The sequence below is a fragment of the Enterobacter cloacae complex sp. R_G8 genome (assembly GCF_024599795.1).
In the GTDB taxonomy this organism is placed as follows: Bacteria; Pseudomonadota; Gammaproteobacteria; order Enterobacterales; family Enterobacteriaceae; genus Enterobacter; species Enterobacter dissolvens.
The window spans coordinates 3241871-3264303 of the sequence record NZ_CP102246.1 but is presented as its reverse complement, the minus strand read 5'-3'; the positions used below and the strand labels follow the sequence as shown (position 1 = coordinate 3264303).

The window sequence follows — 22433 nt, the reverse complement described above, 5'->3', positions numbered from 1 at the left end:
CTGGGGAGACTAAGGCAGCCTAATGGCTGCCTTTTTTATTACTGCCGTTTGTTATGCTGGGTAGCGGCTGAACACTCAGAAGTCGTAGCTCGCGCTCACCGAGACGTTCAGCGGCGCGCCATAGACCACATAAGAGCCGACGTAGTCGTAGTACTCTTTGTCGAACAGGTTGTTGACGTTAGCCTGGACAGCAAAATCGTTGGTGACCTGATACCGGCTAAACAGGTTAACCAGCGCGTAGCTGCCTTGTTCTGCCCGTGATTGACCTGCCGGGCCGCCATCCACCGCGTTCCAGACTTTATTCTGCCAGTTCACCCCGCCGCCTACCGCCAGTGCAGGCAGCATGGGCAGTTGATAACGGGTAAACAGCTTCATTGTGGTGCGAGGCTGATCGGAGCTTACCGTGTTACCGCGCTTGTCTTCGGCAATGTAGCGGGTCGCGCCGAAGGTCAGCTGCCAGTTATCGGTCAGGGCACCGTTCAGCTCGAACTCAATCCCTTTACTGACCACGCCGTCCAGAGATTCATAGATCGACTCGCCGCTTGGCATGTAGGTATAGGTATTATTCGCCACGTTATCCTGCTCAATACGGAAGAGGGCTATCGAGGTGGTCAGGCGGGTATTGAACCAGTCCGCTTTCACGCCGGCTTCATAGCTTTTGCCCGTTGTCGGGTCGAGATAGCGACCGCTGGCGTCACGTTTGTCCTGAGGCTGGAAGATGGAGGTATAGCTGACGTAGGTTGACCAGTCTTCATTGATATCGTAGACAAGGCCCGCATACGGCGTCACATCATCCTTACTGCTTTCCAGGCGGGTGTCCGGTGAGCCTGCCGGGTTATAGCGAATGTTGTAATGGGTATAACGCGCACCGAGGATCAGGTGCAGCGGATCGGCCAGTGAGAAGCGGGCGGAAGTATAGGCCGAAGACTGGCGGATATCGTCCTGACTGTAGAGCTTCCATGGGGTCCACTGCGGATCGGCGATATTCCCGTTCCAGTTTTTGAAGTTACCCACGTCAACCATACCGTACAGCGCGTCCGGCATGGTGTTGTCATAGTGGTTACGCTGACGACTGAAGCTGCCGCCAAACATCATCTCATGCTGACGACCGAAAAGATCGAAATCACCGCGCAGGAAGGCATCCACCGCGTCCTGCTTACGTTCACCCCGGTTCCAGCCGCCGTACCCGACCATGCCTGCACCGGTCTCTTTATCCGGGTAGCCGGACATATACATCAGTTTGCTGTCGAAGCGGGTGTCCGCATGCATACCGTTGATGTGGGCTTCCCAGCCGTTGTCGAAGCGTTGGGTGAGGTTGGCGAAAATGCGGGTGTTATCTTTATCAGAGTACGCCCAGTCAGGTGCCACAGTCTGGCTGCGGCTGTAATGGGTTTTGCTGCCGTCACTGTACCAGGTTGGCAGGCCGCCCCAGGTTGGGTTATCGGTGTTGCTTTCCTGATATTCATAGCCCACCGACAGGCTCGTGTTGTCCGTCACGTCCGCATCCACCACGCCGTAGAGGAACTTTTTGCGGTAGTGGTAGTTATCAACAAAACTGTCGTTGTCCTGATAACCCGTGATAAGACGACCACGCACTTTACCGGACTCTACCAGCGGAGACTGCAGATCCAGCACATAGCGTTGTTTGTCCCAGCTACCGTAACTGGCTGAGACATTGCCTTTAAATTCATTGCTGTCTGCATGCTTACGAACCATGTTCACATAGGCGGAGGGGTTCCCCGTGCCGGACATCAGGCCGGTTGCACCGCGCACCACTTCAATACGATCGTAAATGGCGGTATCGGCGGCCGTATCACCAAAGTTCCATACTTCGCTGATGGAGGTTGGCAGGTCATCGTAGGCATAGTTACTGACGAAGAAGCCGCGAGAGTAGAACACCGTCCGGTCGCTGTCCTGCACCTGTGCCGTAACGCCGGTCGTGTTGGTTAACACCTGGCCGATCGATTGCAGGTTCTGATCTGCCATACGCTGCTGGCTGATGACGCTGACGGACTGGGGGATATCCCGGGGAACCAGTAACAGTTTCGTCCCCGTCGTGGTGGTCTTAACGCTGTAGTCTTGATCCTGACTCCCTGACGTGTCCTGCGTGTTATCAAAACCGCCCTCAACAACGACGGTATCTTCGGTTGCAGAGGCGGCGAAACTGACGGCTGGCATCAATGCCATAGCAATACAGGCAGCCAGCAACGAAGGTGTTGCGACTGGCTGACGTTGCCCATCCCTGGTGTGATAAATGAAAGACATCATCAAACCCTTACTGAATGGTGAAAGGTGTGTGCGACAGTCCCGCGAGAACGGGCTGACGTCGTTTTCTATGTTGAAAATGCGCATGAAAATGCAAATGCGAAATATACGCATTGTGATTAACGCTGTAAACAGATGTGTCAAAAGGAAATGAAATAATGTTTCAGGTGGTTAACACATTCCAGCGGTCACTCTTCACTCAGCTGAAGCGCTTTCAGGAAAGAAATCCGGGGAGAAGGTTGAAAGGACAGGAGAAACTCGCTCATACTCTTCAGTTGTGCCACATACTCATGCAGAGAGTATGTTAATAGCGGACGCACCACGCCAGATTAAACAACAAAGGAACAGGTCATGGCTGAAGAAACCATTTTCAGTAAAATTATCCGCCGCGAAATCCCTTCGGATATCGTCTATCAGGATGAGCTGGTGACGGCTTTCAGGGATATTTCCCCTCAGGCTCCGACACATATCCTTATCATTCCAAATATTCTGATTCCTACCGTCAATGACGTAAAAACCGAGCACGAAGTGGCGTTAGGCCGTATGCTGACGGTGGCCGCGAAAATCGCCGAGCAGGAAGGGATTGCTGAGGACGGTTACCGTCTTATCATGAACTGTAATCGCCACGGTGGGCAGGAAGTTTATCATATTCATATGCATCTGCTGGGTGGACGTCCTCTGGGGCCGATGCTGGCACATAAAGGTCTTTAACATGTTGAAAGGGCGTATTGCAGCGCTGGTAATGACAATGGTGATGGTGGGGTGCAGCGCGCGTCCGGCCATTCCCGTCAGCGAGGAACAAACGCTGGTGATGGAGTCCTCGGTACTGGCAGCGGGCATCACGGCAGAACAACCCACGTTGACCATCAGTGAAATCAAATCTTCTGCTTCCTCTGCGCTCTTTAACGAAAGACACGAACCGGTGACGGTTCACTACCGTTTTTTCTGGTATGACGTACGAGGTCTTGAAATGCACCCGCTGGAAGCGCCGCGCAGCGTGACCATTCCGGCCAGATCGTCGGTAACGCTCTATGGGAGCGCCAACTATCTGGGTGCGCATAAGGTGAGACTTTATCTTTATCTGTAAGAGGTGAACCTTGATTAAAAATATGAGCCGTTATGCGCTCGTGACAGCTTTTGCACTGTTCCTCGCAGGCTGTGTGACGCGAACCGAACAGCCAGCACCTGTGGAAGAGGCGAAACCGGGTACGGAGCAGCCGACACAGCCAACGCAACCACAGCCAACCGTGCCGTCTGTACCGACGCTTCCGTCGCAACCGGGTCCGATTGAACATCAGGATCAGACCTCACAGCCTGCGCCGCGCGTGCGTCATTATGACTGGAACGGTGCGATGCAGCCGATGGTCGGTAAAATGCTGCAGGCTCAGGGCGTGACCGCGGGTAGCGTACTGCTGGTGGATAGCGTGAACAACCGGACTAACGGTTCGTTAAACGCCGGAGAAGCGACTGAAACCCTGCGCAATGCCCTGGCCAACAACGGCAAATTTACGCTGGTTTCGGCGCAGCAGCTGGCGGTAGCCAAACAGCAGCTTGGCCTGTCACCGCAGGACAGCCTTGGTACGCGCAGTAAGGCGATGGGGATTGCCCGTAACGTTGGTGCGCAGTATGTGCTGTACTCTAATGCCACCGGTAACGTGAATACGCCAGCCCTGCAGATGCAGCTGATGCTGGTTCAGACAGGCGAGATTATCTGGTCAGGTAAAGGTGCGGTTACGCAACTCTGATTGCACGCGTGAAGCGATCCTCACGCGATATTTTCCGCAGTATCGTCTTATCGCGCCGCAGGCCCACTCCGGGCTTGGCGGCGCGAGTTGCATTCTGGAGCAGGGCGAGCAGCGTCTGGTGTTGCGTCATCATCACGATCCCTTAGCCCCTGTTTCCCATTTTCGCCGTCAGTTTCGTGCCCTGAAGCGTCTACCGGCGGATCTCGTGCCCGCGCCGCGCTTTTTCAGGCAGGGCTGGATGGCGGTAGAGTATCTGGCGGGGGAGATCCGCCATACGCTGCCCGAAAGCGCAACGCTTGCTGCGATGCTCTGTCATCTGCACCATCAGCCGTGTCTGGGGTGGCGCATTATACTGCTCCCATTGCTGGAACAGTACTGGCAGCGAGCCTCACCGGACAGACGCACCCCATACTGGCTTGCGCAGCTTAAACGGTTACGTACTGCGGGAGAGCCTCAGCCGCTTCGGCTCTCGCCATTACATATGGATGTCCATGCCGGCAATATCGTGCATACGTCGGCCGGCATCAGGCTTATCGACTGGGAGTACGCCGGAGATGGGGATGTGGCACTGGAGCTGGCGTCAGTCTGGGTGGAAGATGATGCTGCGCGCCAAAGGCTTATCAGCGATTACGCCCGGATAGCGCACCTGGACGCGGGAACACTGGCGCGTCAGGTCAGACGTTGGCGGCCCTGGGTTGACATGCTGATGGCGGGCTGGTTTGAAATGCGTTTTCAGCAGTCCGGAGACAAACAATTTATTGCGCTGGCAAATGATGCCTGGCGTCAGTTACACATTAAAGGATAAGAGAGGTTGCTGTGGGTCCAGTCATGTTGGATGTAGAAGGGTTTGAACTGGATGCGGAGGAGCGTGAAATTCTGGCGCACCCGCTGGTGGGGGGGCTGATCCTGTTTACCCGCAACTATCACGATCCGGCGCAGCTGCGAGAGCTGGTACGCCAGATCCGCGCGGCGTCGCGTAATCATCTGGTCGTGGCCGTCGATCAGGAAGGCGGGCGCGTGCAGCGTTTCCGTGAAGGCTTCACACGCCTGCCGGCGGCGCAGTCTTTCGCGGCATTGCTCGGTACAGAAGAGGGCGGAAAACTCGCGCAGGAGGCGGGCTGGCTGATGGCCAGCGAGATGATTGCCATGGACATCGACATCAGTTTTGCTCCGGTGCTGGATGTGGGACATATCAGCGCCGCAATTGGCGAGCGCTCGTACCATAGCGATCCCCGTATTGCACTGGAGATGGCAACCCGCTTTATCGACGGCATGCACGATGCGGGAATGAAAACCACCGGTAAACACTTCCCGGGGCATGGTGCTGTAACGGCGGATTCGCACAAAGAGACCCCACGTGATCCACGTCCGGAGGCGGAAATCCGCGCCAAAGATATGTCGGTGTTCCGCTCGCTGATTAGCGATAACAAGCTGGATGCCATTATGCCTGCACATGTGATTTACAGTGACGTCGATCCGCGCCCGGCGAGCGGCTCTCCACACTGGCTGAAAACCGTCCTGCGGCAGGAGCTCGGTTTCAACGGCGTGATCTTCTCTGACGATTTGTCGATGGAAGGGGCGGCGATCATGGGGAGCTACGCAGAGCGTGGGCAGGCGTCGCTCGACGCAGGTTGCGATATGATCCTCGTCTGCAATAATCGTAAAGGCGCAGTCAGCGTGCTGGATAACCTGTCGCCGATCAATGCAGAGCGTGTTACACATTTGTATCATAAAGGTTCATTTAGCCGTCAGGAGCTGATGGATTCGGCACGCTGGAAAGCGGTTAACGCCCGGCTTGAAGCACTGAATGAGCGCTGGCAGGCACACAAAGCCAGCCTGTAAATCCTCCCGGAAGGCGTAGCGTGGTGAGAAGACAATGATCATCTATTTACACGGTTTTGACTCAAACAGTCCTGGTAATCATGAGAAGGTACTGCAACTGCAGTTTATCGATCCGGATGTACGGCTGATCAGCTACAGCACGCGCCATCCGAAACATGACATGCAGCATCTGCTCAAAGAAGTGGACAAGATGCTGCAGCTCAACATCGACGATCGCCCGCTGATTTGCGGCGTGGGGTTGGGGGGCTACTGGGCCGAGCGGATTGGGTTCCTGTGCGATATTCGCCAGGTGGTATTCAATCCTAACCTGTTCCCGAACGAGAACATGGAAGGCAAGATTGACCGCCCTGAAGAGTATGTTGATATTGCCACCAAGTGCGTCAGCAATTTCCGTGAAAAGAACCGCGATCGCTGTCTGGTGATCCTTTCACGTAATGATGAGGCGCTCAACAGCCACCGTGCGGCTGAGTTGTTGCATCATTACTATGAAATTGTCTGGGATGAAGAACAGACCCACAAGTTTAAAAACATCTCCCCGCATCTGCAGCGTATCAAAGCCTTTAAAACACTGGGCTAAGACACAGCAAAGACCTCCCTGGCCCGGCCGCGAAAGCGTGCCGGGCTTTCTTTTTTTGCAGAATTGTCTACTTTTAAGCCATCAAAACTTGATGCACATCAATTTTGGTATGACCAATGCGCCTGACGTGGTATTCTCAATGCACCTGAATGGTTTCAGTGCTGTAACCTGTTGTTAATTAAGGGTTATTTTTATAACTTTTAATTAACAATTGGTTAATAATTTGAGGGGGTCACGTTGACTACGCCATTGAAAAAGATAGTGATTGTAGGCGGTGGTGCTGGCGGGCTGGAGCTGGCGACACAGTTGGGTAAGAAGCTGGGTCGCGGCAAAAAAGCCAAAATTACGCTGGTGGATCGTAACCACAGCCACCTGTGGAAGCCGTTGCTGCACGAAGTGGCGACCGGTTCCCTGGATGAGGGGGTGGACGCGCTGAGTTACCTCGCGCATGCGCGTAATCACCATTTCCAGTTCCAGCTGGGTTCCGTGGTGGATATCAACCGTGAGAGCAAAACCATTACTCTGGCAGAGCTGCGTGACGACAAAGGTGAGTTGCTGGTCCCGGAGCGTAAGCTTGCCTATGACACGCTGGTCATGGCGTTGGGCAGTACTTCCAATGATTTCAACACCCCGGGTGTAAAAGAGCACTGCATTTTCCTGGACAACCCGCATCAGGCGCGTCGTTTCCATCAGGAGATGCTCAACCTGTTCCTGAAGTACACCAGTAACATGGGTGCGAATGGCAAGGTGAATATCGCCATTGTTGGCGGTGGCGCGACGGGTGTTGAGTTGTCCGCTGAACTGCACAATGCGGTAAAACAGCTGCACAGCTACGGCTACAAAGGGTTAACCAATGAAGCGCTGAACGTGACGCTGGTTGAAGCGGGTGAGCGCATTCTGCCTGCGCTGCCTCCACGTATTTCCGGTGCGGCACATAACGAACTGACCAAACTGGGCGTGCGTGTTCTCACCCAGACGATGGTGACCAGCGCAGATGAAGGTGGCCTGCACACCAAAGATGGCGAGTACATCAAAGCGGATCTGATGGTCTGGGCGGCGGGTATCAAAGCGCCTGATTTCATGAAAGACATTGGTGGGCTGGAAACTAACCGTATTAACCAGCTGGTGACCGAGCCGACGCTGCAAACCACGCGCGATCCGGATATTTTCGCGATTGGTGACTGTGCGTCATGCGCGCGTCCTGAAGGCGGTTTCGTACCTCCTCGCGCTCAGGCAGCGCATCAGATGGCAAGCCTGGTGTTACACAATATTCTGGCACAGCGTAAAGGCAAGCCAATGAAGGCCTATGTCTACAAAGACCACGGCTCTCTGGTTTCACTGTCGAACTTCTCCACCGTAGGCAGCCTGATGGGGAACCTGATGCGCGGCTCAATGATGGTAGAAGGGCGCATTGCACGTTTTGTCTATATCTCCCTGTACCGTATGCACCAGATTGCGCTGCACGGCTACTTCAAAACCGGGCTGATGATGCTGGTGGGCCGAATCAACCGTGTGATCCGTCCGCGTCTGAAGCTGCACTGATTTTTCTCTCCCTCCGGGCCCTCCGGAGGGATTTTTTAGCATATCATGCTGCTCATCACAGATTGAGCGCTTAAGAGTTCTCCTAAACATCCTGTGTCTCTCCTGTTCGCCACTTTTTTGAGCCTTTGTCTTATTGGCGAAGCGTGGTCTGCATTGCAAAATTGTTACCAATAGCAACAAAGGAGGAAGTCCCGTGAATAAATCAATGTTGGCGGGTATAGGGATTGGCGTCGCTGCTGCGTTAGGTGTGGCTGCCGTTGCCAGTCTCAACGTACTGAATCGTGGCCCACAGTATGCGCAGGTGGTTTCTGCAACCCCCATTAAAGAAACGGTTAAAACGCCTCGTCAGGAATGCCGTAACGTCTCTGTCACTCACCGTCGTCCGGTTCAGGATGAAAACCGCATTGCCGGTTCTGTCCTGGGTGCGGTAGCAGGCGGGGTGATAGGTCACCAGTTTGGTGGCGGGCGTGGTAAAGATGTGGCGACCGTGGTCGGTGCACTGGGTGGCGGCTACGCTGGTAACCAGGTGCAGGGCGCCATGCAGGATAATGATACGTATACCACCACTCAGCAGCGCTGTAAAACCGTCTATGATAAGTCGGAAAAAATGCTGGGTTATGACGTGACGTACAAAATTGGTGACCAGCAGGGCAAAATCCGTATGGATAAAGACCCTGGCACCCAAATTCCGCTGGATGGAAATGGCCAGCTGGTACTGAATAACAAAGCGTAAAAAAAGATGTTCTCTGAACTTAGCTCCTCAAGCGCTCAGGCTGAGGAGCTTTTTTTTTAGCCCTGGATTTTAAGCAGTTCGGGCCACAGTCGAAGGGTGGTCTCAGTGATATGTTGCAGTTTTTCCAGCGTTGCCCCTTCACGGGCGCTTATCGACATCCCCTGCAAAATACAGCTCAGATATTGCGCTAATTCCTGAGGGCGGCAATGCGCCGGAATTTCACCACGTTGCTGGCGCTGGGCCAGGAAGGTGCTGAGCGTCTCCTCCTGCATGGCATGACGTGATTTCACCGTGTTGGCGATCTCTTTCGAGGAGGCCGCAAGCGTCGCGGAGGTGTTAATCATAAAACAGCCCGCGGGTGTCTCTTTGCTGGTAAAGCAGGTGGCGATAGCGGAGAAATAGTCACGCAATGCCTGCTCGACCGTTTTCTCTTCACAAAACAGCTGGGCTTCATATCGCGATGCAAAGCGCGAGATGTATCTGTCCAGCACTGCCCTGAACAGCCCCTCTTTATTCGTGAATTCCGCATACAGCGTCGGCGCTTTGGCTCCGGTGGCTTCTACCAGATCGGAAAGCGAGGTCGCTTCGTACCCATGTTGCCAGAAGAGAGTCATGGCCTTATCAAGCGCTGCATCCCTGTCGAACACTTTCGGTCGGCCACGGCTTTTCTTCGCACAACTCGTGACATCGGTTGTCATTTGCCGTTGGTCCTCTGTTGGTTTGTTGAATAACCATTATAAAAATAAACGCATTTCACCACCAGTGCTGTTTTCTGAAAAATAAATTAATCATATGGGTATGAAAAATAACGGAAATAAAATTAATTTAATGGTCGTTATAAAAACATGTTGACGTGTGAGCTGGATCACATCTATCATTTACCTATCGATCGTTAACTAAATAGATAACGACCTCTAAATTCATCTGCCTAAAGGTAAAAATCATGAAAAACGTAAAAACCCTGATCGCCGCTGCTGTACTTAGCTCACTCTCTTTCGCAAGCTTTGCTGCTGTGGAAGTCCAGTCAACGCCTGCTGACCAGCACAAAGTAGGCACCATCTCCGCCAGCGCCGGGACTAACCTGGGTTCACTGGAAGATCAACTGGCGCAAAAAGCGGATGAGATGGGTGCGAAATCTTTCCGCATTACCTCTGTAACCGGTCCTAACACCCTTCACGGTACCGCTGTTATCTACAAATAAGCCTGGCTAAACCCTCATTTATGCCACTGCTATAAAAAAGCCCTGCAACTGCAGGGCTTTTTTACATTCGGTTTTACATCACCTGTTGGGCGACATCGTGGTGTCGTGAGACATCTGTCGGCATTCCCGACCGAGCCTCCATGGCGCGCTCCATCACGATGCCATCCGTCCTTGCATCGGTTTTAAAACTCACCATCGCCGCATTCAGGTTGATTGGCAGCGTCTGCGGATCGTCATCAATGTTTTTCGATAACGGCTGGTGAATTTCAACCAGTCGCACGCCGCCTGGCTCCTCAGACACCTTGACTGGTGTATTAATGATGTTCACTTTGGTGCCCGGTGTAACCAGCTTGTACAGCGTTTTGATATCGTCATCACGCAGACGAATACAACCGGAGCTGACCCGCATGCCGATACCAAAATCCGCATTCGTTCCATGTAACAGGTAAACGCCGCCATAGGCCGCGAGGCGGATGGCGTGGTGGCCCATTGGGTTATCCGGTCCGGCTGGTACGACGGCGGGCAGATTGATCCCCTGAGCCTTATAGCGGGCACGAATATTGGCCGTTGGCGTCCAGGTCGGGTTTGCGCGCTTATCCGATACGGTGGTGACCATCGTTGGGGTCAACGTGTCGCCGCCTAACTGACCAATGCCAATAGGGTAGACGGTCACTTCATTTTTGCCCGGCGGGTAATAGTAAAGACGCAGTTCGGCAAGATTTATTACGATCCCCTCGCGCGGCGCATCCGGCAGAATCGTCTGCAGCGGGATAGTCAACACGCTGCCAGCGCGCGGAACATAAGGGTCAACGCCAGGGTTGGCCTGCAGTAAGGCCAGAAAGCCGACGTTATATTTTTTGGCAATCGCTTCAAGCGATCCACCATTGTTTTCAACCACATGAAAACGGTTTTCCCCGACAACCTTGCTGCCTGGCGGCGGGAGTGGCCAGGTGTTTGCGCGAGCGGGAAGTGCGACCGCGACCGTTGCGGCCAGCGCAAACACGGTTATCCAGCGAGTAAAACGCGAATAAGTCATCATCACTATAATCCATACAAATGATAAGGTTATTGTTTTATAACGGGTTAATAATAATTATGGCGAAGGGGTCTGTCGGGAAGATCGGGTGAAGTGAAAAGAGTTTGTAAATTGTTGCCCCCGGTAGCATGGCGCAACCGGAGGCAGAGCAGATTATGCGATCGCGTTCTCTTCCAACTGACGCATAAAGTTACGTACCCAGTCCATACGGGTTTTACGCTCCGTCAGCTCCTGCGTAAATTTCAGACGCGTTGGCCCATCCAGGCGGAAATGCTGCGGCTGCTTTTGCAGTAAACCGATGAGCCACGTAGGGTTAACGTGGTTTTTCTCGGCAAACTCAATCACACCGCCTTTTTCGTTGCCTTCAAGCTTACGGATGCCCAGCTTCTGCGCCTGCTGACGCAGTCGCGCGATATCCAGCAAGTTTCTTGCGGCATCTGGCAGCAGACCAAAGCGGTCGATAAGCTCAACTTTGATCTCTTCCAGTTCGTTTTCATTTTTCGCACTGGCAATACGCTTGTAGAACGACAGGCGGGTATTCACATCCGGAATGAAATCATCCGGCAGCAGGGACGGCATGCGTAACTCAACCTCGGTTTGCTGGCTGGTGAGATCTTCCAGTGACGGTTCACGCCCGGCCTTCAGGGCATCAACCGCGTTCTCGAGCAGCTCCATGTAGAGCGAGAAACCGATGGTTTCCATCGAGCCACTCTGATCTTCACCCAGCAGTTCACCCGCACCGCGGATCTCCAGGTCGTGGGTGGCGAGGGCAAAGCCTGCCCCCAGATCTTCCAGCGAGGCGATCGCTTCCAGGCGTTTTTGCGCATCGGTGGTCATCGCTTTCGGGTGCGGCGTCAGCAGCCAGGCATAGGCCTGATGGTGCGAACGCCCGACGCGGCCACGCAGCTGATGAAGCTGTGCCAGACCGAAATGATCCGCGCGTTCAATAATGATGGTGTTGGCCGTCGGGATATCGATCCCGGTCTCAATGATGGTCGTACACACCAGCACATTAAAACGCTGGTGGTGGAAGTCGTTCATCACCCGTTCCAGCTCGCGCTCGCGCATTTGCCCGTGACCGATGGCGATACGCGCCTCCGGCACCAGCTCTGCCAGCCTGTCTGCCGCTTTCTGGATATTTTCCACATCGTTATAGAGGTAATAGACCTGACCGCCGCGCAGCACCTCACGCAGAATGGCCTCACGTACCACCAGATTATCGTATTCGCGGACAAAGGTTTTCACGGCCAGACGACGCGCCGGCGGCGTGGCGATAATCGAGAGATCGCGCATGCCGCTCATCGCCATGTTCAGGGTTCGCGGAATTGGCGTCGCGGTCAGGGTCAGGATATCAACGTCGGCACGCATCGCTTTGATGCGCTCTTTATGCCGCACGCCAAAACGGTGCTCTTCATCGACAATCAGCAGTCCCAGATCTTTCCATTTCACGTCACTCTGCAGCAGTTTGTGGGTGCCGATCAGGATATCGATCTTACCCTCGCTGGCCTGCTCAAGGATCTGCGTTTGCTCTTTGGTACTGCGAAAACGAGACAGCATCTCGATGCGTACCGGCCAGTTGGCAAAGCGGTCGCGGAAGTTATCGAAGTGCTGCTGCGCGAGCAGGGTAGTGGGTACCAGCACCGCCACCTGCTTGTTGTTCTCAACGGCGAGGAAAGCGGCACGCATGGCCACTTCGGTTTTCCCGAAGCCGACATCGCCACAGACCAGTCTGTCCATCGCCAGCGGCTGACACATGTCGCTTAACACGGCATTGATGGCCTGGGCCTGATCCGGCGTGGTTTCAAACGGGAAGCTGTCGCAGAACAGCTGGTACTGCTCTTTATCATGCTTAAAGGCAAAGCCCTCTTTAGCCGCACGCTGGGCATAGATATCCAGCAGCTCGGCTGCGACATCACGCACTTTTTCCGCCGCTTTCTGCCGGGCGCGTGCCCAGGCGTCGCCGCCCAGTTTATGCAATGGTGCATTCTCTTCTGCACCCCCGGCGTAGCGGCTGATCAGATGCAGGGATGAGACCGGCACGTAGAGTTTGGCGTCGTTGGCGTAGGTCAGCATCAGGTATTCACCTTTGATGCCACCGGCTTCCAGCGTTGTCATCCCCTGATAACGGCCCACGCCATGTTCAAGGTGCACAATCGGTTGGCCCGGATGGAGTTCCGCCAGGTTGCGGATCAGCGTATCCGGGTTAATGGTGCGACGGCTGTCCTGACGGCGACGCGCAACACGTTCACCCAGCAGGTCACTTTCACAGATTAATGCCACGTTATTGAGGGTATCGATAAACCCGTGCTCGGCGGCACCGATCATCAGGTAACGCCGCGTCCCCGTAGCTTCGCTCAGGCGCAAAATGCGTTTCGGGGCAACTTTAATCCGCCCCAGCAGTTCGCCCAGCGCTTCACGGCGGCCTTCACTCTCAACGGAGAAGATCACCGGGCCGGTAAAGGCGTCGAGGAACTTGCGGAGACTCTCCAGCGGGGATTTCTGCTGTGCCTGAACGGCTAAATCTGGCAGCTTCTGGAATGCAAGATTGGTATTGGCAGCTTTATCGGCAAGCGTATCGGTTTTCAGCTGTACGCGCGGCCAGCGCTTGAGTTCTGCATTGAGCTCGTCGGTGCGCAGCCATAGGGCTTCAGGCGGCAGCAGCGGACGCATCGGGTCCACGCCCCGGTTTTCAAAGCGCGCGCGGGTTTCGCTCTCAAAGCGGCTGGCGCTGGCGTCGATATCACCGGTGTTGACAATCAACGTGTTCGCCGGGAAGTAGCTAAACAGGGCGGGCAGTGGCTCGTTAAAGAACAGCGGCTGCCAGTATTCGATCCCGGCAGGAAGCGTACCTTTGCTGACCTGCTGATAGATATGCTCAGCGTCGCGCTTGACGTCGAACTTGTCGCGCCACTGGCTACGGAACAGCTCGATAGCGGTTTTGTCCGTCGGGAATTCATGGGCGGGTAATAAATTGATGGCTTCCACTTCTTCCAGCGTGCGCTGCGTGTCGGCGTCGAATACGCGCAGGCTGTCGATCTCATCGTCGAAGAAGTCCAGTCGATACGGCTGGTCGCTGCCCATCGGGTACAGATCGAGCAACGCACCGCGCGTGGCGTATTCCCCGTGCTCCATAACCTGATCGACATGACGGTATCCGGCGCTGTCCAGCTGCGCGCGCAGATCGTCACGCGACAGACGCTGACCTTTTTTCATGACCAGCGCATGGCCGTGCAAATAGCTGTGAGGACAGACGCGCTGCATCAGGGTGTTGACCGGAACGATCAGCACGCCACGCTGCATGGTCGGTAACTGATAGAGGGTCGACAGGCGCGAGGAGATGATCTCCTGATGCGGGGAGAAACTGTCATACGGCAGTGTTTCCCAGTCGGCCAGACTGAAGACCAGGTTATCGGTGAACTGGCGAATTTCATCATGCAGTCGCAGTGCATTTTGCATATCCGGGGCGACCAGCACCACCGGACCAGGATGTCGCTCAGCGATTTCTGCCACCAGCGTGGCGCAAGCCGCGCCAGTGAGTTCGCCCAGCTGGCGCTGGTCGCCCGCTTTGACAGGCAGGGAATAACGATAGTGTTCAGGCATGGCTATGTCAGAGTCTCTTGTGGATATACCCACAGTATTGGGGCATATCACTGATACGCAATGTCTTTATTATCCTCGATCGTTTTGCATAAGCAAATCTGAACTGCAACGCGGGAAGATTCGCCCCCGGACGGGGGCGAGGGCGGTATTATCGGGTTGCCGGAGACAGTGTGCTCGCGGAAGGGGGAGAGAAGAACAGATCGCCAAACAGTGCCGTCGATATTTTGCGTACGCCAAGCCCGGCGAGGGTGCAGATCAGCAGGCTGGCAAACGGGTAGACCAGGATCAAGGCAAGCTCGGCCCATACCGGCCAGTAGGCAGCATTCATCTCACCGATCAGGAACAGGCTGAAGGCCTCTATCAGGATGCGGTGCGTGGTGTAGATAGCGATGGTGTTTGAGCCGATGACGTTAAGCAGGTTGCTGGGGTGAACGGCATAACGCAGCTCGAGGCTGTAGAAAAGCTTCATGATCAGCACGATCGACAGCAGGGAAAGCAGCAGCGGAACGTTAGCAAACCACAGTACCACGGAGACGGCAGCAAAAGCACCCAACGCCAGCCAGGTGCGACGCAGGTTCAGCCCCTTCATCCAGGCCATCAGCTCTGCGCCATACCACGCGCCAAGACTGTAGTAGATCATGTTGCGCACCACGCTGTTCATTCCCCACCACGGCAGCGGCAGGAAATTAATCGCGATGCTGGCCAGTGCCAGCAGTCCCAGCACGGGCAGTTTCCAGCGGCTCAGCAGTTTACATAGCGTGAAATAGACCACCAGAGCGTACAGATACCACAGGCTGGTGCTGGCCGTGAGCATCCCCAGCGCAAACCCGGAAAGTGAATCGGCATACGCGGCGTTCGAGGATGTGGCAAGCTCACGTTCGGGGGCCAGCCAGGCGTTCAGATGACTCAGCGCCTGCCATTGCAGTACTCCCCACAGCGCCAGTACCCACACAATGCTCCAGATCCGTTTGTCAAAACTGGTGCGCCAGTTCACCTCGTCAATGTATCGACGGATCAGATAACCGGAAATGAAGAAAAATACCGGCATACGGAAGGGCGCGAGATAAAGATTGAAATAGACCCAGCATTTAGCGAGAAGACCGGACAGCGGATGTTGTAGCCCCGTCAGATGGGGATAAAATGTGATAACCGAATGATAGATCACCACCAGGCAGATACACAGCCCCTTTATCTGGTTAATCCATAATGCTTTTTGCTTCATTGTTCGCAACTACCTTATTGCCATAAACGAACGAGCAATTGTTGTTAAACGAAGCCGGGATGTAACGGGAAACAGTCTGTATCAGGTAGTTTTTCGGAAAAGGTGGAGGGTGAGGCGCGATAATTCGACGAGTAGCATTCTGATTTATCTGAATTTTTCAGAAAAATGATTACCAAAGCTTACGGTTTCAGTCATTTACGCTTAACGGATTCGCTTATATACTCGTGGGTCTGCTATCAGCAAACAGACGGACTTCATGTATCAACCTGTCGCACTCTTCATAGGCTTACGCTACATGCGTGGGCGCGCCGCGGACCGTTTCGGTCGTTTTGTCTCCTGGCTTTCGACTATTGGCATTACGCTTGGCGTGATGGCACTGGTGACGGTGCTTTCCGTCATGAATGGCTTTGAGCGCGAGCTGCAAAACAACATCCTGGGGCTGATGCCGCAGGCCATTCTCTCTTCAACCAACGGCTCCGTTAACCCGCAACAACTGCCGGAAAGTGCGGCGAAGTTACAGGGTGTCACACGCGTTGCGCCGGTGACAACGGGCGATGTCGTTCTGCAAAGCGCCCGCAGCGTGGCGGTGGGCGTCATGCTGGGTATTGACCCGACGCAAAAAGATCCGCTCACGCCGTATCTGGTCAACGTGAAGCAAAGCGATCTGGAAGCGGGCAAATACAACGTGATCCTCGGCGAGCAGCTTGCCGGGCAGCTTGGGGTCAACCGTGGCGACCAGCTGCGCGTGATGGTGCCGTCTGCCAGCCAGTTTACGCCGATGGGACGTTTGCCCAGCCAGCGTCTGTTCACTGTGATTGGCACGTTTGCCGCCAACAGCGAAGTTGACGGCTACCAGATGCTCATGAATATCCAGGATGCTTCACGACTGATGCGTTATCCGGTGGGCAACATTACCGGCTGGCGTCTGTGGCTCGACGCACCGCTGAAGGTCGATACCCTCAGCCAGCAAACCTTGCCGGAAGGCACAAAATGGCAGGACTGGCGCGAGCGTAAAGGCGAACTGTTCCAGGCCGTGCGTATGGAAAAAAATATGATGGGCCTGCTGCTGAGCCTGATCGTCGCGGTCGCGGCATTTAACATCATCACCTCGCTTGGTCTGATGGTAATGGAAAAGCAGGGCGAAGTTGCCATCCTGCAAACCCAGGGGCTGACGCCGCGCCAGATTATGGCCGTCTTTATGGTGCAGGGGGCCAGCGCCGGGATCATTGGCGCGTTACTCGGGGCGGTTCTCGGGGCGCTGCTGGCCAGTCAGTTGAATAACTTAATGCCGATCATCGGCGCGCTGCTTGATGGCGCGGCGCTGCCGGTTGCTATCGAACCGCTGCAGGTGGTCGGTATTGCGCTGGCCGCGATGGCCATTGCGCTGCTTTCTACGCTCTATCCTTCCTGGCGCGCTGCCGCCACTCAACCCGCTGAGGCTTTACGTTATGAATAAGATCCTGTTGCAATGCGACAACCTGTCCAAACGCTATCAGGAAGGCTCTGTACAGACCGATGTGCTGCACAATGTGAGCTTCAGCGTGGGCGAAGGCGAGATGATGGCGATTGTCGGCAGCTCCGGTTCCGGCAAAAGTACCTTATTACACCTGCTGGGCGGGCTGGATACGCCGACGAGTGGCGACGTGATTTTCTCTGGCCAGCCGATGAGCAAAATGTCTTCTGCGGCAAAAGCGGAGCTGCGTAACCGTGAACTGGGCTTTATCTACCAGTTCCACCATCTGCTGCCGGATTTCACGGCGCTGGAAAACGTGGCGATGCCTTTGCTGATTGGTAAAAAGAAACCGGCAGAAATTAATGCCCGCGCCAGCGACATGCTGAAAGCCGTAGGCCTGGGGCATCGCGGTGACCACCGTCCGTCTGAGCTGTCCGGTGGCGAGCGTCAGCGTGTGGCAATTGCCCGTGCGCTGGTGAACAACCCTCGTCTGGTGCTGGCGGATGAACCAACCGGCAACCTGGATGCGCGCAATGCTGACAGTATTTTCCAGCTTCTGGGTGAGCTGAATGCCTCACAGGGGACGGCGTTTCTGGTGGTGACCCACGATTTGCAACTGGCAAAACGGATGGGGCGCCAGCTTGAGATGCGTGACGGTCATCTGAACGCTGAACTGACTCTGATGGGAGCGGAGTAATGGCCTCACCGTTATCGTTACTCATCGGGCTACGTTTCAGTCGCGGCCGCCGTCGCGGCGGGATGGTCTCCCTTATCTCGGTGATCTCCACCATCGGTATTGCGCTCGGCGTGGCGGTGTTGATCGTAGGGTTAAGCGCCATGAATGGTTTTGAGCGTGAGTTGAATAACCGTATTCTGGCCGTTGTGCCGCACGGCGAAATCGAACCGGTTAATCAGCCGTGGAACAACTGGAGTGATGCCCTCAGCAAAGTGGAAAACGTGCCGGGTATTGCCGCCGCTGCACCTTACATTAACTTCACAGGGCTGGTGGAAAGCGGTGTTAACCTGCGCGCCATCCAGGTGAAAGGGGTGAATCCTGTCCAGGAAGAACGCCTGAGCGCGCTGCCGAAATATGTGCAGAACGGCGCGTGGGCGAACTTTAAGGCCGGTGAGCAACAGATCATCATGGGCAAAGGTGTGGCCGACGCGCTAAAAGTGAAGCAGGGCGACTGGGTGTCGATCATGATCCCGAACGCCAGCGCTGACCATAAATTACAGCAGCCTAAGCGCGTGCGTCTGCACGTTACCGGGATCCTGCAACTGAGCGGACAGCTTGACCACAGCTTCGCAATGGTGCCGCTGGAAGACGCGCGCCAGTATCTGGACATGGGCGACAGCGTGACGGGCATCGCCATTAAGGTCAACGACGTCTTCAACGCCAATAAACTGGTGCGTGATGCGGGCAGCGTGACCAATAACTATGTCTACATCAAAAGCTGGATCGGCACTTACGGGTATATGTATCGTGATATCCAGATGATCCGCGCCATCATGTATCTGGCAATGGTGCTGGTGATTGGCGTGGCGTGCTTTAATATCGTCTCGACGCTGGTAATGGCGGTCAAAGACAAGAGTGGCGACATCGCGGTTCTGCGTACCCTTGGGGCAAAGGACGGTCTTATTCGCGCCATCTTCGTCTGGTATGGTCTGCTGGCGGGGCTGTTCGGTAGCCTGTGCGGGGTGGTGATTGGCGTCGTGGTGTCGTTACAGCTCACGCCAATCATCAACGGGATTGAGACGCTGATCGGCCACCAGTTCCTGTCGGGTGATATCTATTTTATTGACTTCCTGCCGTCTGAATTGCACTGGCTGGACGTTATTTATGTGCTGGTTACAGCACTTTTACTGAGTCTGCTGGCAAGCTGGTATCCGGCGCGTCGCGCAAGCCGAATTGATCCGGCGAGGGTATTAAGTGGCCAGTAATTACGTCATGATCTAGCGGCATACGGGCCGCCAGGTTAAAAGAGGAATGCGTTATGTATTACGGATTTGATATTGGCGGCACCAAAATTGCGCTCGGCGCGTTTGATAACGATCTCAAACTGCAGTGGGAAACCCGCGTTCCCACGCCGCGAGAAAGCTACGATGCATTTTTAACCGCCATTGCCGCGCTGGTGGCGCAGGCCGATGAACGCTTTGGTGTGAAAGGCAGCGTCGGCATTGGTATTCCAGGTATGCCTGAAACCGACGATGGCACGCTGTATGCCGCTAATGTTCCTGCTGCCAGCGGCAAACCGCTGCGCGCCGATCTCTCTGCTCTCCTTGAACGCGACGTGCGTTTAGACAACGATGCCAACTGCTTTGCGCTCTCTGAAGCCTGGGATGATGAATTCCGTCAATATCCTCTGGTGATGGGACTGATCCTCGGCACCGGCGTCGGCGGGGGAATTGTCATCAACGGCAAGCCCATCACCGGCCGCAGCTATATCACCGGAGAGTTTGGTCATATCCGTTTGCCGGTGGATGCGCTTGAGGTCGTGGGACGTGATTTCCCGCTTACCCGCTGTGGCTGTGGTCAGCATGGCTGTATTGAGAACTACCTGTCAGGTCGCGGGTTTGCATGGCTTTACGAACACTTCTATCATCAGAAACTTGAGGCCCCTCAGATCATTACCCGGTGGGAGCAAGGCGATGCGCAGGCGCGAGAGCACGTTGAACGTTATCTCGATCTGCTGGCGGTGTGTCTGGGGAATATCCTGACCATCGTCGATCCGGATCTGCTGGTGATTGGGGGCGGGTTATCAAACTTTACCGCGATAACGGAACAGCTGTCGGGGCGTCTGCCCCGACATCTGTTGCCAGTCGCCCGCGTGCCGCGTATCGAACGCGCACGGCACGGGGACGCAGGAGGCATGCGCGGAGCCGCATTCCTTCATCTCACCGACTAGTTTACGAGGGTTACTATGCTGTCGCGTCGCCAGGGTCGACTCAGCCGTTTTCGCAAAAATAAACGCCGCTTACGTGAGCGCTTGCGTCAGCGGATCTTTTTCAGAGACAGAATGATGCCAGAAGCGATGGATAAACCCAGAGTGGTGGTGCTGACCGGGGCGGGGATCTCTGCCGAGTCCGGTATTCGAACCTTCCGCGCCGCGGACGGGTTGTGGGAAGAGCACCGTGTGGAGGATGTGGCGACACCAGAAGGCTTCGCCCGTGACCCGGATCTTGTGCAGGCATTTTACAATGCCCGCCGTCGTCAGCTTCAGCAGCCAGAAATAGCGCCTAATCCGGCGCACCTGGCGCTGGCGAAGCTGGAGGAGGCGCTGGGGGATCGTTTTCTGCTGGTTACGCAGAATATCGATAACCTGCACGAGCGAGCCGGCAACAAAAACATCATCCACATGCACGGCGAGCTACTGAAGGTGCGCTGTGCATGGAGCGGCCAGGTGCTGGACTGGAAAGAGGACGTGCTGCCTGAGGATAAATGTCACTGCTGCCAGTTCCCTGCGCGTCTGCGTCCGCATGTGGTCTGGTTTGGCGAAATGCCGCTGGGGATGGATGAGATATACAGCGCGCTGGCGATGGCGGATGTGTTTATCGCCATCGGTACGTCAGGACATGTCTATCCGGCGGCGGGGTTTGTTCACGAAGCGCGCCTGCACGGCGCACATACCGTAGAGCTGAACCTTGAGCCGAGCCAGGTGGGAAGTGAGTTTGAAGAGAAACATTACGGGTTGGCAAGCGAGGTCGTACCGGAGTTTGTTGATAAGCTGCTGAAAGGTCTGTAATAGCAATAATGTGATAAGGCACCTGTTAAACGGGTGCCTTTTTCGTTTATGCATGCGTCCGCTGAAATTACCATTAACAGTGATTACGGAACAAAATATAAGTCCTGTTAATTAGTGTGGATGCTATTATTTTGTGCATTCAATCAAAATAGTGCTTAATAATGCTCGTTATCGTAGTGTAGAAAGAGGATGCTAATAAATATAACGTCGATAAGGAGGATGGGATATGTACGGATTTATTGCGAGACAACCCATTTTTAACCCGGATATGAATACGGTGGCTTATGAACTGCTTTTCAGGGATGGGATGGCAAACCGTTTTCCGGATGTATCGGCAGAATTTGCAACATCCAGAATGATCTCCGACCATTTTTTATGTGTCCCGTCCCGGCGTATCGCCGGGGCACAGACGTCGTTTATCAACTTTCCGTCCAGAATGGTCATCGATCGCAGCGGTGAAGCGCTGGACAAGGAGAGCGTCGTTATCGAGATCCTTGAAGATGCGGTTCCCGGTGAGGCGTTATTGCAGGCCGTTAAAGAGATGAGTGCGCACGGGTATCGCTTTGCGCTTGATGATTTCACCCTCGCGCCGGAATGGGATCGCTTTTTGCCCTATATTTCTATTCTCAAATTTGATGTCAGGAATTATACCTTAGCGCAAATTCAGGATTATCTAAAAGCGCGTAAAGACCTGACCCGCCATATAAAGTATCTCGCTGAAAAAGTTGAGACTAAAGAGGAATTCAAACACTATCGCGAGGCAGGTTTTTCGCTTTTTCAGGGTTACTTTTTCTGCCGTCCTGAAGTGATTAAATATAAGCGCTTATCGCAAAATCAACTGGCGATTTTCCGCCTGCAGATGGAAGTGGGGCGGAATAAACCTGATTTTCGGATAATTGAGTCGTTAATAAAAACCGACCTCACGTTGTCCTATAAAATCATGCGTTATATGAAACATACGGCGTTTAAACACGTCGGTGTCTGCAATTTTAGCAAATTAACGCTCAGCGAAGTGCTCCGCTATCTCGGGGAAAATCAACTGCGACGCTTTGTTGCGGTGGTGGTGCTGGCCACTGCCGGCAATGACACCGTCGACGAACTTTATCCTCTGAGTATGATGCGGGGTAAATTCTGTGAGCTGATTGCAGAGAAGATGCATGAGCCGGGGCTGGCGGAGAATGCGTTTATGTGTGGCCTGTTCTCTCTGCTCGATACCCTGCTTGAATTGCCAATGGCGGAGTTGATGAAGCAAATTGCGGTGCCGCAGGCTGTCAGCCATGCCCTGTGTCATCAGGAAGGCATGTTAGCCGACATGGTGGCGCTGTGTCGCTACTATGAACAGCAGGAGTGGGGTGAGGCGGCCAGGATGGCTAAGGGGCTGGGACTGTCGGATGACGAGGTCGTCGATGCCATGAGAACGGCGACGATCTGGGCGGGGGAAAATGCGGCGGGTTAACGCTCCTCACGACGTGGC

The 22433-nt window shown here is 54.7% G+C and carries 20 protein-coding genes; 15 read left to right on the top strand and 5 right to left on the bottom strand.

Annotated elements, in window-relative coordinates; genetic code table 11:
• Positions 1-75: 75 nt before the first annotated feature.
• On the bottom strand, positions 76-2265 hold the full coding sequence (gene fhuE / locus NQ842_RS15500; protein ID WP_083021105.1) for a ferric-rhodotorulic acid/ferric-coprogen receptor FhuE: 2190 nt from the start codon (positions 2263-2265) through the stop codon (positions 76-78).
• Between the two features lie 351 nt (positions 2266-2616).
• Between fhuE and hinT the strand changes: the two genes are divergently transcribed.
• The 8 genes from hinT to NQ842_RS15460 all read left to right on the top strand — a co-directional run bounded on the left by hinT (position 2617) and on the right by NQ842_RS15460 (position 8704).
• Positions 2617-2976 (top strand): purine nucleoside phosphoramidase, encoded by a 360-nt coding sequence (gene hinT, locus NQ842_RS15495; RefSeq protein WP_006809243.1) that lies wholly within the window; start codon positions 2617-2619, stop codon positions 2974-2976.
• A 1-nt stretch (position 2977) separates the two neighbouring features.
• Complete coding sequence (locus NQ842_RS15490; RefSeq protein WP_014831456.1) at positions 2978-3352, top strand: YcfL family protein; 375 nt, start codon at positions 2978-2980, stop codon at positions 3350-3352.
• A 10-nt stretch (positions 3353-3362) separates the two neighbouring features.
• Positions 3363-4010, top strand: coding sequence for a penicillin-binding protein activator LpoB (gene lpoB / locus NQ842_RS15485; protein ID WP_014831457.1), 648 nt, complete (start codon positions 3363-3365; stop codon positions 4008-4010).
• A complete protein-coding gene (gene thiK / locus NQ842_RS15480) occupies positions 3991-4815 on the top strand; it encodes a thiamine kinase (protein ID WP_047362206.1) in 825 nt (274 codons plus the stop codon). Before lpoB ends, thiK begins: the two co-directional genes overlap by 20 nt.
• An 11-nt stretch (positions 4816-4826) precedes the next feature.
• Positions 4827-5852, top strand: a complete 1026-nt coding sequence (gene nagZ / locus NQ842_RS15475; RefSeq protein WP_014831459.1) for a beta-N-acetylhexosaminidase — start codon at positions 4827-4829, stop codon at positions 5850-5852.
• Positions 5853-5886: 34 nt separating this feature from the next.
• Positions 5887-6429 carry an alpha/beta hydrolase YcfP gene (ycfP, locus tag NQ842_RS15470; protein WP_013097106.1) on the top strand — a complete coding sequence of 181 codons (543 nt, stop codon included), beginning with the start codon at positions 5887-5889 and terminating at the stop codon, positions 6427-6429.
• A gap of 237 nt (positions 6430-6666) precedes the next feature.
• Positions 6667-7971, top strand: coding sequence for an NAD(P)/FAD-dependent oxidoreductase (locus tag NQ842_RS15465; protein ID WP_014831460.1), 1305 nt, complete (start codon positions 6667-6669; stop codon positions 7969-7971).
• Positions 7972-8164: 193 nt separating this feature from the next.
• Complete coding sequence (locus tag NQ842_RS15460; RefSeq protein WP_014831461.1) at positions 8165-8704, top strand: glycine zipper 2TM domain-containing protein; 540 nt, start codon at positions 8165-8167, stop codon at positions 8702-8704.
• Between the two features lie 56 nt (positions 8705-8760).
• Here NQ842_RS15460 and NQ842_RS15455 read toward each other — a convergent pair whose 3' ends face one another.
• On the bottom strand, positions 8761-9402 hold the full coding sequence (locus NQ842_RS15455; RefSeq protein ID WP_014831462.1) for a TetR/AcrR family transcriptional regulator: 642 nt from the start codon (positions 9400-9402) through the stop codon (positions 8761-8763).
• 245 nt (positions 9403-9647) lie between these two features.
• Between NQ842_RS15455 and bhsA the strand changes: the two genes are divergently transcribed.
• Complete coding sequence (gene bhsA, locus NQ842_RS15450) at positions 9648-9905, top strand: multiple stress resistance protein BhsA (RefSeq protein WP_013097102.1); 258 nt, start codon at positions 9648-9650, stop codon at positions 9903-9905.
• Positions 9906-9978: 73 nt separating this feature from the next.
• On the opposite strand, the gene NQ842_RS15445 is transcribed toward bhsA, so the two are convergent.
• The 3 genes from NQ842_RS15445 to NQ842_RS15435 form a co-directional block, all read right to left on the bottom strand.
• Complete coding sequence (locus NQ842_RS15445) at positions 9979-10944, bottom strand: L,D-transpeptidase family protein (RefSeq protein WP_194516376.1); 966 nt, start codon at positions 10942-10944, stop codon at positions 9979-9981.
• 150 nt (positions 10945-11094) lie between these two features.
• Positions 11095-14541, bottom strand: coding sequence for a transcription-repair coupling factor (mfd, locus tag NQ842_RS15440; protein ID WP_194516375.1), 3447 nt, complete (start codon positions 14539-14541; stop codon positions 11095-11097).
• A gap of 148 nt (positions 14542-14689) precedes the next feature.
• Positions 14690-15763 carry an acyltransferase family protein gene (locus NQ842_RS15435; protein ID WP_046888573.1) on the bottom strand — a complete coding sequence of 358 codons (1074 nt, stop codon included), beginning with the start codon at positions 15761-15763 and terminating at the stop codon, positions 14690-14692.
• A gap of 256 nt (positions 15764-16019) precedes the next feature.
• Between NQ842_RS15435 and lolC the strand changes: the two genes are divergently transcribed.
• The 6 genes from lolC to NQ842_RS15405 all read left to right on the top strand — a co-directional run bounded on the left by lolC (position 16020) and on the right by NQ842_RS15405 (position 22415).
• Complete coding sequence (gene lolC, locus NQ842_RS15430) at positions 16020-17219, top strand: lipoprotein-releasing ABC transporter permease subunit LolC (RefSeq protein ID WP_046888572.1); 1200 nt, start codon at positions 16020-16022, stop codon at positions 17217-17219.
• The gene (gene lolD, locus NQ842_RS15425; protein WP_013097097.1) at positions 17212-17913 is read left to right on the top strand and encodes a lipoprotein-releasing ABC transporter ATP-binding protein LolD; all 702 of its coding nucleotides are present in this window, start codon (positions 17212-17214) and stop codon (positions 17911-17913) included. The genes lolC and lolD overlap by 8 nt, the downstream gene beginning before the upstream one ends.
• The gene (lolE, locus tag NQ842_RS15420; protein ID WP_046888571.1) at positions 17913-19157 is read left to right on the top strand and encodes a lipoprotein-releasing ABC transporter permease subunit LolE; all 1245 of its coding nucleotides are present in this window, start codon (positions 17913-17915) and stop codon (positions 19155-19157) included. The genes lolD and lolE overlap by 1 nt, the downstream gene beginning before the upstream one ends.
• Positions 19158-19210: 53 nt before the next feature.
• Positions 19211-20122, top strand: a complete 912-nt coding sequence (gene nagK, locus NQ842_RS15415) for an N-acetylglucosamine kinase (RefSeq protein WP_014831467.1) — start codon at positions 19211-19213, stop codon at positions 20120-20122.
• A 15-nt stretch (positions 20123-20137) separates the two neighbouring features.
• Complete coding sequence (gene cobB / locus NQ842_RS15410; RefSeq protein WP_046888570.1) at positions 20138-20959, top strand: Sir2 family NAD+-dependent deacetylase; 822 nt, start codon at positions 20138-20140, stop codon at positions 20957-20959.
• A gap of 226 nt (positions 20960-21185) precedes the next feature.
• Positions 21186-22415, top strand: coding sequence for an EAL and HDOD domain-containing protein (locus NQ842_RS15405; protein ID WP_014831468.1), 1230 nt, complete (start codon positions 21186-21188; stop codon positions 22413-22415).
• Positions 22416-22433 lie beyond the last annotated feature (18 nt).